At 64.3% G+C, this 12,916-nt stretch carries 13 protein-coding genes; 11 read left to right on the top strand and 2 right to left on the bottom strand.

Annotated elements, in window-relative coordinates:
- Positions 1-8: 8 nt before the first annotated feature.
- Positions 9-323: a hypothetical protein gene (locus tag AC0L3U_RS00955; protein ID WP_473360347.1), complete on the top strand. Its 315-nt coding sequence runs from the start codon at positions 9-11 to the stop codon at positions 321-323.
- A gap of 689 nt (positions 324-1,012) precedes the next feature.
- A complete protein-coding gene (locus tag AC0L3U_RS00960) occupies positions 1,013-1,948 on the top strand; it encodes a septal ring lytic transglycosylase RlpA family protein (protein ID WP_473360348.1) in 936 nt (311 codons plus the stop codon).
- On the opposite strand, the gene AC0L3U_RS00965 is transcribed toward AC0L3U_RS00960, so the two are convergent.
- Positions 1,942-2,898 carry an alpha/beta fold hydrolase gene (locus AC0L3U_RS00965; RefSeq protein ID WP_473360349.1) on the bottom strand — a complete coding sequence of 319 codons (957 nt, stop codon included), beginning with the start codon at positions 2,896-2,898 and terminating at the stop codon, positions 1,942-1,944. The genes AC0L3U_RS00960 and AC0L3U_RS00965 overlap by 7 nt on opposite strands.
- A gap of 151 nt (positions 2,899-3,049) precedes the next feature.
- Between AC0L3U_RS00965 and AC0L3U_RS00970 the strand changes: the two genes are divergently transcribed.
- The 3 genes from AC0L3U_RS00970 to AC0L3U_RS00980 are packed head-to-tail and all read left to right on the top strand — an operon-like array spanning position 3,050 to position 6,044.
- Positions 3,050-4,312, top strand: a complete 1,263-nt coding sequence (locus AC0L3U_RS00970) for a D-alanyl-D-alanine carboxypeptidase family protein (protein WP_473360350.1) — start codon at positions 3,050-3,052, stop codon at positions 4,310-4,312.
- A gap of 2 nt (positions 4,313-4,314) precedes the next feature.
- On the top strand, positions 4,315-5,001 hold the full coding sequence (gene tmk, locus AC0L3U_RS00975) for a dTMP kinase (protein ID WP_456764351.1): 687 nt from the start codon (positions 4,315-4,317) through the stop codon (positions 4,999-5,001).
- On the top strand, positions 4,998-6,044 hold the full coding sequence (locus AC0L3U_RS00980; protein ID WP_473360351.1) for a DNA polymerase III subunit delta': 1,047 nt from the start codon (positions 4,998-5,000) through the stop codon (positions 6,042-6,044). Before tmk ends, AC0L3U_RS00980 begins: the two co-directional genes overlap by 4 nt.
- A 59-nt stretch (positions 6,045-6,103) precedes the next feature.
- Here AC0L3U_RS00980 and AC0L3U_RS00985 read toward each other — a convergent pair whose 3' ends face one another.
- On the bottom strand, positions 6,104-6,523 hold the full coding sequence (locus AC0L3U_RS00985) for a hypothetical protein (RefSeq protein WP_473360352.1): 420 nt from the start codon (positions 6,521-6,523) through the stop codon (positions 6,104-6,106).
- Here AC0L3U_RS00985 and metG point away from each other — a divergent pair.
- The 6 genes from metG to AC0L3U_RS01015 all read left to right on the top strand — a co-directional run bounded on the left by metG (position 6,513) and on the right by AC0L3U_RS01015 (position 12,877).
- On the top strand, positions 6,513-8,186 hold the full coding sequence (gene metG / locus AC0L3U_RS00990; protein WP_473360353.1) for a methionine--tRNA ligase: 1,674 nt from the start codon (positions 6,513-6,515) through the stop codon (positions 8,184-8,186). The two genes, AC0L3U_RS00985 and metG, sit on opposite strands and share 11 nt — an antisense overlap.
- 12 nt (positions 8,187-8,198) lie before the next feature.
- On the top strand, positions 8,199-8,975 hold the full coding sequence (locus AC0L3U_RS00995; RefSeq protein WP_473360354.1) for a TatD family hydrolase: 777 nt from the start codon (positions 8,199-8,201) through the stop codon (positions 8,973-8,975).
- 13 nt (positions 8,976-8,988) lie between these two features.
- Positions 8,989-9,786 (top strand): MBL fold metallo-hydrolase, encoded by a 798-nt coding sequence (locus AC0L3U_RS01000; RefSeq protein ID WP_275172553.1) that lies wholly within the window; start codon positions 8,989-8,991, stop codon positions 9,784-9,786.
- Positions 9,787-9,952: 166 nt separating this feature from the next.
- Positions 9,953-10,546: a TRAP transporter small permease gene (locus tag AC0L3U_RS01005; protein ID WP_063996348.1), complete on the top strand. Its 594-nt coding sequence runs from the start codon at positions 9,953-9,955 to the stop codon at positions 10,544-10,546.
- 2 nt (positions 10,547-10,548) lie between these two features.
- Positions 10,549-11,862: a TRAP transporter large permease gene (locus tag AC0L3U_RS01010; protein ID WP_456764355.1), complete on the top strand. Its 1,314-nt coding sequence runs from the start codon at positions 10,549-10,551 to the stop codon at positions 11,860-11,862.
- Between the two features lie 37 nt (positions 11,863-11,899).
- On the top strand, positions 11,900-12,877 hold the full coding sequence (locus AC0L3U_RS01015) for a TRAP transporter substrate-binding protein (RefSeq protein WP_473294602.1): 978 nt from the start codon (positions 11,900-11,902) through the stop codon (positions 12,875-12,877).
- The last annotated feature ends 39 nt before the right edge of the window (positions 12,878-12,916 follow it).

Consider the following 12,916-nt stretch of genomic DNA (forward strand, 5'->3'; position numbering starts at 1 on the left):
GGCGGGTGGTGTCTTGCGGAGTATCTGGCGGAGTATATTGGAGCAGCTTCGGCACATGGCCCGGCGCGGTCGCGCTCGCCGTTGCGATCCTGATCGGCTGCAGCGGCGCTGAGGTATCGGCCACGCCGCTGACGCCATTTCGCTACGAGGCGCAGGCGCAGCGTCATTGCCCGCACGACCGGGTGGTCTGGCTCGATTTCAGCAAAGGCGTCTACTACGGCAAAGGCCAGAAGCGGTACGCCCAGGGTTTTGACGGCAGCTTCGTCTGCCTGAGCGAAGCCCGCGACAGCCTCTATCGGCGTTCGCTGCTTGGACTGCGGTAAACGTATTTTTCGGGAAGTGCTGGGGTGCTCAGGCGAAGGCCAATGCCACGAGGCTGGAGCACAGCAGGACCAAACCACCGGCGGTCAATGCCAGGAAGCCGCCGGATACGAGGTCATGGGATACGAGGTCATGGTTGCGCATGGGACACCTGCCGCTCTCGTCTTCGATGCTCGATCGGATCGCTTAAAAATGTCCGAACGCGCCGTCTTGAAAGGGTGATGCTTGCCGTCCGCGCGAGTGCCTCAGGCCCTCGTGCGGTAACCTTCAAACGCATGGGCCAGGAATATCCCCGCGCTTACCAAACCCATCAGTGCCGAAACCGTCTCGATCATCGTCTCATTCCATTCCGCCCTGCACGCGAGAAAACGCGGGCGGCCTTGCACAGTCAAAAGAATTCCAGTGAGCGGCGCGACAATGGGGGTGGAGTGAGGATTTGGCGCAACAGAATGTCCGGCCATGGCACGGAGCAGGGCGCCCGCGCCCCGTAGTTCAACGGGGCGAACGCATACGCCCCGTTTACCATCCCGGCGTGAACGCTGTGGGCTCCCCATTTCCGCCGTGTTCGCGTTGCGTTATCGTTACCACTTCCGACGCGGTGGTGGGCCGCCTCGGAGCAAAGGACCGGACAGCGCTGCCCCGTAGCCAAAGCGGGTTAGGTACGGCTCCGGCGGAATGGTATTTGGGGCGAATGGGGATCCGACGTTCAGATTCGGTTTTGCGGGCCGCGCGCGCTGCTGCGGCGGCCGCGACCTGCCTTGCGCTTGCCAATTGCGCGTCCTCCAACAAATTCGCCAGCCGGGTCGATCCGAAATACGGCGTGTCCTCGAGCCCCCGGGTCGTGGCTTTGGGTGACCCGGTCCCGAAGGGCGGCGGCGCCTACCGCGTCGGCAAGCCCTATGTGGTGGGTGGCCGGACCTATGTGCCCGAAGAGGACGTCAACTACCGCGCCGAGGGCATGGCGTCCTGGTACGGCGACGATTTCCACGGTCGCCTGACCGCCAATGGCGAAGTGTTCGACATGGGCTCGCTGACCGCGGCGCATCCGACCCTGCCGATGCCGTCCTATGCGCGGGTCACCAACGTCTCGAACGGCAAGTCGCTGATCGTCCGCGTCAATGACCGCGGGCCCTATCACGGCAACCGGCTCATCGACGTCTCGAACAAGGCCGCCGAACTGCTTGAATTCAAAGGCAATGGCATCGCCAAGGTCCGCGTCGAATATGTTGGCCGAGCGCCGCTGGAAGGCTCCGACGACCGCCAGCTGATGGCCACCTTGCGCACCGGGACCCCGGCGCCGTCGCCCTCGATGGTCCGGGTCGCCTCGGCGAGACCGTTCGTGCCGGAGCTGCCGTCGTCGAACCGTGGCGCCATGCGCGGCGAAGTTCCGACGCCGGAGGGACGGCCCTACAATCTCGGCAACACCTCCGCCGACATGGCTTCACTCAGTGCGACTTCGGAAATGTCGGCCTCGAGCCGCAACCGGGGCCGGGCGCTCCAGAACGCCCGCGCCGTGTCCTATGACGGGGACGGCCGCTACGCCACCGAGAGCGCGCCGTCCGGCGCCTACGCCTCGGACGGCGCTGCCGAAGCCCGCGGCATCCTGAGCGGCCGCGGCCTCTACTGAGCCGCGCTTTCCTTCAAGAACTTCACCAGCGCCGCATTCACCTCCTCGGGCCGCTCCTGCTGGACCCAATGGCCGGCGCCCTCGATGATCAGCTTTCGCTTCAGATTGGGCAGCACGCGCTCAAGCTCGTTGACGCGCTTGGCTCCGATCAGGCCGGTGATGACGGCGTCTTTCGAGCCGGCAATGAAGAGCGAGGGCTGGTGGATCTGCGCGTCCTGCCAGGGCGCCGTCAGCTCCCAATTGCGGTCGAGGTTGCGATACCAGTTGAGCCCGCCGCGGAAGCCGGACTTCCGGAAGGCTTCAGTGAAATAGGCAAGATCAGTCTCGCTGAGCCAGGCAGGTAGAGGCTCCTCCGGATTGCCGTGGCCGAGAAAGCCCTTGCCCTCCTGCACGAACATGGCGGCGGAGGGATCGGCAAGGCCGCGCCCGCCGAGCACGATGCGCATGGTGCGCGCGACGTCGTGCTCGAACTCGGCTTCGGCAACGCCGGGCGCCTGGAAATACTGCCAATAGAAATTGGTGATGCCGCCCTGGCGCAGGAGGTCGAGCGGCTTGCCGCGGCCGCGGAAGGGCGGCGGCACGCTCAGGCCGGCGACCGCCGTGAAGATGTCGGGCCGGAACAGCGCCGCGTGCCAGGCCACCGGTGCACCCCAATCGTGGCCGACCACCATGCCCTTGGTCTCGCCAAGCGCCTGCACGAGTCCGACGATATCGCCGACCGTGTCGAAGATCGAATAGGCCGTCGCCTCGGGCGGCGCTGAGCTCTGGCCATAGCCGCGCATGTCGGGAGCGACGACGCGAAACCCGGCCTGCGCCAGCGCCGGGATCTGGTGGCGCCAGGAGTAGGAGAGTTCCGGCCAGCCGTGGCACAGCACCACCAGCGGCCCCTGACCGGCTTCGCGGATGAACAGGTCGATGCCATTGGCCTTGATCACGCGGGTGGAGGACATCGCTTTTCCGCCTTGTTTCAGGGGTTTGGTCAGAAAATCTGAGGTGCCACGATAGGGGCGGGACGAGAATCGTGCAATCTCGGGACAAGCGGCCACCCCGTGTTGTTCGCACTGGCTCCAACTGTTAGAACGCCGCTCTCAGGGCTTGGCCATGGAATTTCATCTTTCCTCGTTGGGGCGCAGCCGGTTCACCGCCGGAGCGCTGGCGCGCGGGCTGATCGCGACGGCGCTGGTGGCGGCCATTGGCTGGGGCGGGGCGCTCTACGCCGCCAACCAGAGCGTCCAGGGCGCCAAGAAAACAGATGATGCCGGCTTCGACGGCGACGCCCCGACCGCGATCCTGATCGAGGCCTCCAGCGGCAGCGTGCTGTTCGAGAAGAACGCCGACGAACTGCGCGCGCCCTCCAGCATGATGAAGCTGATGACCGCCGAGGTCGTCTTCAACGCCATCAAGAAGGGCGACATCAAGCTGACCGACGAATACCGGATCAGCGAGAACGCCTGGCGCCGGGGCGGCGCACCCTCCGGCGGCTCGACCATGTTCGCCGCGATCAACAGCAAGGTCACCGTCGACGATCTCCTGCACGGGGCAATCATCCAGAGCGGCAACGACGCCTGCATTGCGCTCGCCGAAGCCATGGCGGGCAACGAGCGGATTTTCGCCGCCGACTTCATGACCAAGCGCGCCCGCGAGCTTGGCCTGACGAAGTCGACCTTCGGCAATTCCAACGGCCTGCCCGACCCCGCCAACAAGATGACGGTGCGCGAGCTTGGCATTCTCGCCCGGCACATCATTCTCGATTTCCCCGAATTCTACAAATTGTTCGGCGAGAAGGAATACACCTGGAACAAGATCCGCCAGCCCAACCGCAATCCGCTGCTCAACTCCATGGAAGGCGCCGACGGTCTGAAGACCGGCTACACCAAGGAGGGCGGCTACGGCATGGTCGGCTCGGCGGTGCAGAACGGCACGCGACTGATCGTCGTCGTCAACGGGCTGGAAGATCCCGACGATCGCGCGACCGAAGCCAAGAAGATGCTGGAATGGGGTTTTCGCAATTTCGAGACCCGCACCCTGATCGCGGCCGATCAGCCCGTCGGCTACGCAAAGGTGTTCGGCGGCGAGAGCCGTTCGGTGAAACTGGTTGCCAAGACGCCCGTGAAAGTGATGGTGCACAAGAACGGCAGCGACAAGCTGATCGCGCGCGTCGTCTATAGTGGTCCCGTGCGCGCGCCGGTCGAGGCCGGCCAGAAGGTCGGGCTGGTCCGGGTCTGGCGCAGCGGCAACATCGCGGTGGAGACGCCGGTCTATGCCGCTGACGCGATCGGCACCGGCTCGACCGTGCGCCGCGCAATCGACGGCGCCAGCGAGCTCGTGATCGGCATGTTCCGTGCGGGCGCCGAGAAGCTCTGATCATGAGTGAAAGCGCGGTAAAGTGGCCGTCCGGACGCGGGCGTTTCGTCACCTTTGAAGGCGGCGAGGGCACGGGCAAGTCGACCCAGATCAAGAAGCTCGCCGACCGTCTCAAGGCGGCCAGGATGCGCATCCTCGTCACACGCGAGCCGGGCGGCTCGCCGGGCGCCGAGATCATGCGGCATCTGGTTCTGTCAGGGATGGGCAAGCTGCTCGGACCCGAGGCCGAGACGCTGTTGTTCGCGGCCGCCCGCGACGACCATGTCCACACCGTGATCCAGCCCGCGCTCAACCAGGGCACCTGGGTGCTGTGCGACCGCTTCGCCGATTCGACGCGAGCCTATCAGGGCAGCCTCGGCCGGGTTCCGGCGGCGCTGATCAACGCGATGGAGCGGGTCACGATCGGCGATCTCAAGCCGGACCTCACCATCATCCTCGACCTGCCGGTCGAGATCGGCTTGCAGCGCGCGGCCGCTCGCCGCGGCAGCGGCACGCCAGACAGGTTCGAGGCCGAGAAGCTCGGTTTCCATCAGGGCCTGCGCGAGGCCTATCGCAAGATCGCGGCGGACGATCCCGCGCGCTGCGTGCTGATCGACGCCAATTCCGATCCCGACACGGTTGCCGGACGCATCTGGACCGCGTTGCGTGATCGCCTGCTTCCGACGCCGGCATCGGTGGTGTCCATATGAGCCCGCGTCAGAGCGAGCGCGAAACCGCCATGTCTCATCCGCGCGAGACGAGCGTTCTGTTCGGCCATCGCGAGGCCGAGACCGCGCTGCTCGCCGCCTATCGCAGCGGGCGCATCCCGCATGCCTGGCTGATTGGCGGGCCGCAAGGCATCGGCAAGGCGACGCTGGCGTATCGGATGGCGCGCTTCGTGCTCGCTCACGGCCAGCCATCGGCGCCCCTCGTGCAGCGCGCCGAAGACCTCGCCATCAATCCTGATAACGCCGTGGCGCGGCAGGTTGCAGCGAGCTCGCATGGGGGCCTGCTGACGCTGGAGCGCACCGCCAACGACCGCGGCGTGATGCGCACCGTGATCACCGTGGACGAGACGCGCGAGACGATCGGTTTCTTCGGTTCGACCGCGGCGGCCGAAGGCTGGCGCGTCTGCATCGTCGATACCGTCGACGAGCTCAATCCAAATGCCGCCAACGCGCTGCTGAAAATTCTCGAGGAACCGCCGCAGCAATCGCTGTTCCTGTTGGTGAGCCACGCCCCGGCGCGCGTGCTCGCCACGATTCAGTCGCGCTGCCGCAAGCTGCGCCTTCGCGCGCTCGCAACCGACGACGTGATTGCTGCAGCCGCAACCGCCGCCGATCTCGACCCGAACGATCCGGCGTTGCGCGAGGCGGCGGAGGCCTCGGAGGGCAGCGTCGCGCGGGCGCTGACGCTGCTCGGCGGTGACGCCCTGAAGCTCCAGCAACGCACGGCCGCGCTGCTGGCGCGACTGCCGCAGGTCGATCCGCGCGAATTGCACACGCTCGGCGAATCGCTCGGCACCAGTGACCGCGTTGCGCTTGCCGCCTTCATCGACGGCATTGATCGCTGGATCGCGGAACGCCTGCACGCCGACGAGGCCAATGCCAACCAGAACCTGCCTCGCCTTGCGCGCCTAGCTGAGGTATGGGAAAAGATCGTCCGCGCCGCGCGCGACACCGAAACCTACAATCTTGAGCGAAAGCCCTTGGTTTTCTCGGTGTTCGGCTGGCTGGCGGACGCAACGCGCTAGAGCATGATCCGGAAAACTGTGCAGCGGTTTTCCGATGAGATCATGCTCAAGACGATAAACTAACGTTCGTTTTCAAATTTCGAGAAGCCGGTAAAGGAATTCGTCGTGGCAGCGCGAGCTAAGAAAACCGCCAAGGGAAAGAGCAGCAAGAAGGCTGCCACGAAGGCCGTCAAGAAAGCCGCGAAGAAGGCTGTGAAGGCGCGCGCGGGCAAAGCTGCGAAGAAGGTCAAGAAAACCACCAAGACCAAAAAGACGGCCGCCAAAAAAGCCGGAAAGAAGAGCGCCGCGAAGACGGCAAAGAAGGCAGCGAAGAAGCAGGTCGTTGCCAAGAAGACGGTGAAGACAGCGACCAAAAAGCCAGCCAAGGCTTCGGCAACAAACAAGGCTTCGGCAACAAACAAGGCTTCGGCGAAGAACAAGGCCCCGGCGAAGAAGATAGCCAAGACGGCGAGGGTGGCTGCGCCTGCCGTGACCACCACACTAGCTCCTGTCGCCACGCCGCCGAAGGCTGTGAAGCCCAATGCATCGAAGCCCAAGGCCTCGCGCGCACCGAAGTCCGTCGCAGCGCCGCAGGCCACCACGCCCGTGGCCGTGCCCGGGCGCGACAACGTCTTCTACATCACGACCGCGATCGCCTATCCCAATGGCAGTCCTCACATCGGCCACGCCTATGAGGCAATCGCGACCGATACGTTGGCGCGCTTCGCCCGGCTCGACGGCAAGGATGTGTTTTTCCTGACCGGCACCGACGAGCACGGCCAGAAGATGGTTCAGACCGCGGCCAGCGAAAAAATGTCCGTCTCGGAGCTCGCGGCCCGCAATGCCGGTCGTTTCAAGCAAATGGACGAGCGCCTGAACGTGTCGTTCGACCGTTTCATCCGCACCACCGAGGAGCAGCATCATCGCTCCAGCCAGGAGATCTGGCGGCGCATGGAAGCGAACGGGGACATCTATGCCGACATTTATGCCGGCTGGTACTCCGTGCGCGACGAAGCCTATTACGCGGAGGACGAGACGCGCCTGAACGACGACGGGGTGCGGCTCGGACCGCAGGGCACGCCGGTCGAATGGGTCGAGGAGAAGAGCTACTTCTTCCGCCTGTCAGCCTATCAGGACAGGCTGCTCAAGCTCTATGAGACGCAGCCCAATTTCATCGGCCCCGACTCCCGCAAGAACGAGGTGGTGAGCTTCGTACGGGGCGGCCTGCGCGATCTCTCGATCTCGCGCACGACGTTCGATTGGGGCGTCAAGGTGCCCGGGGACGAAGAGCACGTGATGTATGTCTGGGTCGATGCGCTCACCAACTACATCACCGGCGTCGGCTTCCCCGACGAGAGCGACAAGAACTGGCGTTATTGGCCTGCCGACGTGCACATCATCGGCAAGGACATCATCCGCTTCCATGCGGTGTACTGGCCGGCTTTCCTGTTGTCGGCCGGGATCCCGCTACCGAAGCGGGTCTATGCCCATGGCTTCCTGTTCAGCAGGGGCGAGAAGATGTCGAAGTCGGTCGGCAACGTGGTCGATCCCTTCAACCTCGCCGACCAGTACGGCGTCGACCAGATGCGCTATTTCTTTCTGCGTGAGGTGCCGTTCGGCCAGGACGGCAATTATAATCACGAGGCCATCGTCGCGCGCATCAATGCCGACCTCGCCAACGATCTCGGTAACCTCGCGCAGCGCTCGCTGTCGATGATCGCAAAGCAGCTCGGCGGCGTGCTCCCGGAGCCCGGCGAATTCAGCGACAACGACAAGGCGATCCTGTCACAGGCTGACGGCATGCTCGCGGCGTCCCGCGAAGCGATGGCGACGCAGCAAATCCATCACTGGCTCAATGCCGTGTGGGCCGTGGTCGCCGAAGCCAACCGCTATTTCGCGGGCGAAGCGCCGTGGGCGCTCGCCAAGACCGATCCTGTCAGGCAGAAGACGGTGCTCTACGTCACAGCCGAAGTCGTGCGCCAGATCGCGATCCTGACCCAACCGGCGATGCCCACGGCCTCGGGATTGCTGCTGAACAGCCTCGGTATCCCCGAAGGGGAGCGCAACTTCGCCGCGCTCGGCGGCGCGACGCGCATCGTGCCCGGTACGACGCTGCCCGCGCCGACGCCGGCCTTCCCGCGCTACATCGAGCCGGCGGCGTAAGGCGCTCGCGCGATGCTGGTCGACAGCCACTGCCATTTGGATTTTCCGGATTTTGCGGAGGATCTCGACGGGATCGTGTCGCGGGCGCGAGCGGCCGGCATCGGCCGCATAGTCACTATTTCGACTCGGGTGAAAAAGCTGAACCAGCTTTTGGCCATCGCTGAGCGCTATGACGACGTCTATTGCTCCGTAGGCACCCATCCGCACAACGCCGATGAGGAAGACGGCATCGCGCCGGACGAGCTGATTGCGCTGACGCAGCACCCCAAGGTCGTTGCGCTCGGCGAAGCCGGGCTCGACTATTTCTACGACAACGGCTCGCCGGAGGCGCAGGCGAGGGGCTTTCGTGCCCACATCGCCGCCGCCCGCGCCACCGGCCTGCCGCTGGTGATCCACACCCGCGAGGCGGACGAGGATTGCGGCCGCATCCTTGAAGAGGAGACGGCAAAGGGATCGTTTCGCGCGGTGTTGCATTGTTACACCGGCGGGCGCGAGCTGGCGCTGAAGGCGGTGTCGCTCGGGCTCTATATCGGCTTCACGGGCATCCTGACCTTCAAGAAGTCCGAGGCCCTGCGCGCGCTTGCGGCCGAACTGCCGTCCGACCGTATTTTGGTTGAAACAGACTCCCCCTACCTTGCGCCGGGCAAGTTCCGGGGCAAGCGCAACGAACCGGCCTATGTGGTCGAGGTCGCAAAAGTGCTCGCCGAAACACGCGGCGTGTCGTTTGACGAGATCTCGCGCCAGACAAGCGAAAACTTCTTTCGCCTGTTCTCCAGGGTGAAAGCTTAGAACTGGGAGCCGCATGACGCTGACGCTGACGATCCTGGGCTGCGGCTCCTCCGCCGGCGTGCCGCGCCCGGCACTCGGCTGGGGTGCCTGCGATCCCAACAATCCCAAGAACCGCCGTCGCCGCTGTTCGCTGCTGGTCGAGCAGACATCGGGCGAGGGCACCACGCGTATCGTGATCGACACTTCGCCGGACCTGCGCGAGCAATTGCTCTCGACCAATGTCGACCACATCGATGCAGTGTTCCTGACCCACGAGCACGCCGATCAGACCCACGGCATGGACGATCTGCGTTCGGTCGTGATGCACATGCGCCGGCGGATTCCGACCTATCTCAATCAGACGACCGCGAACGACATCATGTCGCGGTTCTCTTATTGCTTTGTCTCGCCGGCTGGCAGCGACTATCCGCCGATCCTGACGGCGCAGTCGATCGAAGCCGGTGAAAGCCAGACCATCCAGGGGAAGGGCGGCGCGGTGACGATGACCGCCTTTCTGGTTCAGCACGGCAATATTCCCGCGCTGGGCTATCGCATCGGCGATGCCGCCTACACACCCGACCTCAACGACATCCCGCGCGAGAGCTGGGGCGCCCTGGAAAATCTGGATCTCTGGATCGTCGATGGCCTTCGCTACACGAGCCACGTCAGCCATTTCAGCATCAACGACGCGTTGTCCTGGATCGAGCGCTTCAAGCCGAAGCGCGCCGTCATCACCAACATGACGGCCGACGTCGATTATGAGGTGATCCGGCAGTCGCTGCCGGCGGGAGTGGTGCCCGCGTATGACGGGCTGCGGCTGGAGACGCGCTGAACCTGCGGTGGAAATTCCGGCGAGAGCCGGCATACTCCTTGCTTGCGCTAGCCCCATCATGTTGATCTAACGTCTGAAAGACAGGGCGCTGGGCAGAGGCGATATTCATGCAGGACCGGCGTGCGACGTACGATCGCCGGGACTGTCTGAATCGCCTCGTGTGAGGATGGGGATCGCGTTGGCAGGGGACGATGTCACGAGCCGGGGACCGGTGCGACGCGCGCTGGATCTCCTTTATCTCGGTGCGGGCTACGCCGCCGGCGCCTTCATGGTTGCGATCTTTGCAATCATGATGATCATGTCGATCGGGCGCCAGTTTGCGGTCAACATTCCCGCCGGCGATGATTTCGCCTCCTGGTGCATGGCCGCGATGGCATTCCTCGGCCTCGCTCACACCTTCAAGCGCGGCGAGATGATCCGCGTCGGCCTGCTGCTGGAGCGTCTGCATGGGCGCTCCAAACAGGTTGCGGAGGTCGTGGCCCTCGGCATTGCCGCCGCTTTCATCCTCTATTTCACCCGGCATGCCGTGCAGATGACCTACGATTCCTGGCGCTTCAACGACGTGGCGCAGGGCGTCGTCGCGCTTCCGCTCTGGATTCCGCAGCTCGGGTTTTCCGGCGGACTCGTGATCCTCTCGATCGCGCTCATTGATGAAATGATCAGTGTCGTCGGCGGCAACCGGCCGAGCTACGAGAAGGGCTCGCCGGATGAGACCCCGGACGAATTCATCGAGCGGATCTCACAGGGCGGCGGAGGTTGACGATGGCCAATCTCGGCATGATCGAACTGTCGTTCATTCTGCTCGGCGTCATGATCGTGTTGCTGGGAAGCGGCATCTGGATTGCCGTTTCGCTGGGGCTCGTCGGCTTCGTAGCGATGGCGCTGACCACGAGCCTGCCGCTCGGCTCGGTGCTTGCGACCACGACATGGAGCGCAAGCTCGTCATGGACGTTGGCTGCGCTGCCGCTGTTCATCTGGATGGGCGAGATTCTCTTCCGCACCAAATTGTCCGAGGAGATGTTTCGAGGCCTGTCGCCCTGGGTGCAGTGGCTGCCGGGGCGTCTCACTCATGTCAACGTGATCGGCTGCGGCATCTTCGCGGCGGTGTCGGGCTCGTCGGCGGCGACCTGTGCGACCATCGGCAAGATCGCGCTGCCCGAGCTCGACAAGCGTGGCTACGACAAGGGCCTCAGTCTCGGCTCACTCGCGGGCTCCGGCACGCTCGGCCTGCTGATCCCGCCGTCGATCCCGATGGTGGTCTATGCGGTCACCGCGAACGTCTCCGTGCTTCAGGTGTTCCTCGGCGGCTTCCTGCCGGGCGTGCTCGTGATGGTGCTCTATTCCGGCTACATCATCATCTGGTCGTTGCTCAATCCAAAAAAGGTCCCGCCGCGCGACCCGCCGATGTCGTTTCGCCGGAAGCTGCAAGAATCCGCCAAGCTCGCCCCATGCCTGCTTCTGATCCTGGCGGTCTTCCTCTCGCTCGTGCTCGGGTTTGCGACCGCAACCGAATGCGCCGCCTGGGGCGTTTCGGGCGCGCTGCTGCTGGCGTGGTGGAGCCGCACGCTCACGCGCAAGAACTTCCTCGAGAGCATCATGAGCGCGACGCGCCTGACCTGCATGATCATGCTGATCCTGGCAGGCGCTGCCTACACCACCGCAGCGATGGCCTATACGGGCATTCCGGCAGCGCTCGCCACTTGGGTCCAGGGCCAGCAGCTCACCCCGGGCATGCTCGCGCTGTATCTGAGCATCATGTACATCATCCTGGGATGCCTGATCGACGGCATCTCGATGATCGTCCTGACCGCCGTGATCGTTCTGCCGATGGTCAAGCAGGCCGGTCTCGACCTGGTCTGGTTCGGCGTCTATCTCATCATCCACGTGGAGATGGCGCAGATCACGCCGCCGGTCGGTTTCAATCTGTTCGTGCTCCAGAATATGAGCGGGCGTGATACCTTGACCGTCGCGCGGGCGGCGTTCCCATTCTTCGTCCTGCTGCTCGCGGCCGTGTTCATCATCACGGAATATCCGCAGATCGTGATGTTCTTGCCCAAGCTCGCTTTCCCAGACTGAGCGTACCGTTTTGAAATTGACTGTGAGGAGAAGCCCGATGATGTCTCGTTTATTCCGCGCATCCCTGATCGCCGGCGCCGTGCTGGCTGCGACACCCGCTTTGGCTCAAACCAAATGGAATCTGCCGGCAGCGTATCCGGCCGACAATCCGCACTCCGAGAATCTCGTCGCGTTCGCCAAGGACGTCGAAGCTGCCACCTCCGGCAAGCTCCAGATCACGGTCCATCCCGGCGCCTCGCTGTTCAAGGCGCCCGACATCAAGCGCGCGGTGATGACCGGGCAGGCGCAGATGGGCGAAGTCTTGCTGTCGATCCACGAGAACGAGGATCCGGTGTACGGGGTCGATGTCGTGCCGTTTCTGGCGACCAGCTTTCCGGACGCCATGAAGCTGTACCAGGCGTCGAAGCCCCTGATTACGAAGAAGCTCGATGCGCAGGGGCTCAAGCTGTTGTTCGTCGTGCCGTGGGCACCGCAGGGCGTCTATGTCAACAAGCCGCTTGCGACGATCGAAGACATGAAGGGCCTGAAATGGCGGGCGTATAATGTTGGTACCGCGCGCATCGGCGAGCTGGTCGGCGCGCAGTCCGTCACCATCCAGGCCGCCGAACTGCCGCAGGCGCTTGCGACCGGCGTCGTGAACTCCTTCATGTCGTCAGGCGGCACGGGCTACGATGCGAAGGCATGGGAGTCGCTGAAGTACTTCTATGACGTGCAAGCCTGGATCCCGAAGGACTACACCTTCGTGAACAAGGCCGCGTTCGAGGCGCTCGACAAGCCGACCCAGGAGGCCATCCTCAAGGCCGCCGCGACCGCGGAAACCCGCGGCTGGAAGGCCTGGCAGGACAAGAGCACCTGGTACATCGATCAGCTCAAGGCCAAGGGCATGACGGTCGAGCCGCCGAGCCCGGCCCTGAAGGCCGGCTTCCAGAAGATCGGCGAACAGCTCACTGCCGACTGGCTCAAGAAGGCGGGAGCCGACGGCCAGGCCCTGGTTGACGCCTACAAGAAGATGTGAGGGCTGGAATATCTTCCGTTCGCTCTCGCGACGCGAGCG

This window comes from Bradyrhizobium sp. Kon69, assembly GCF_055807515.1.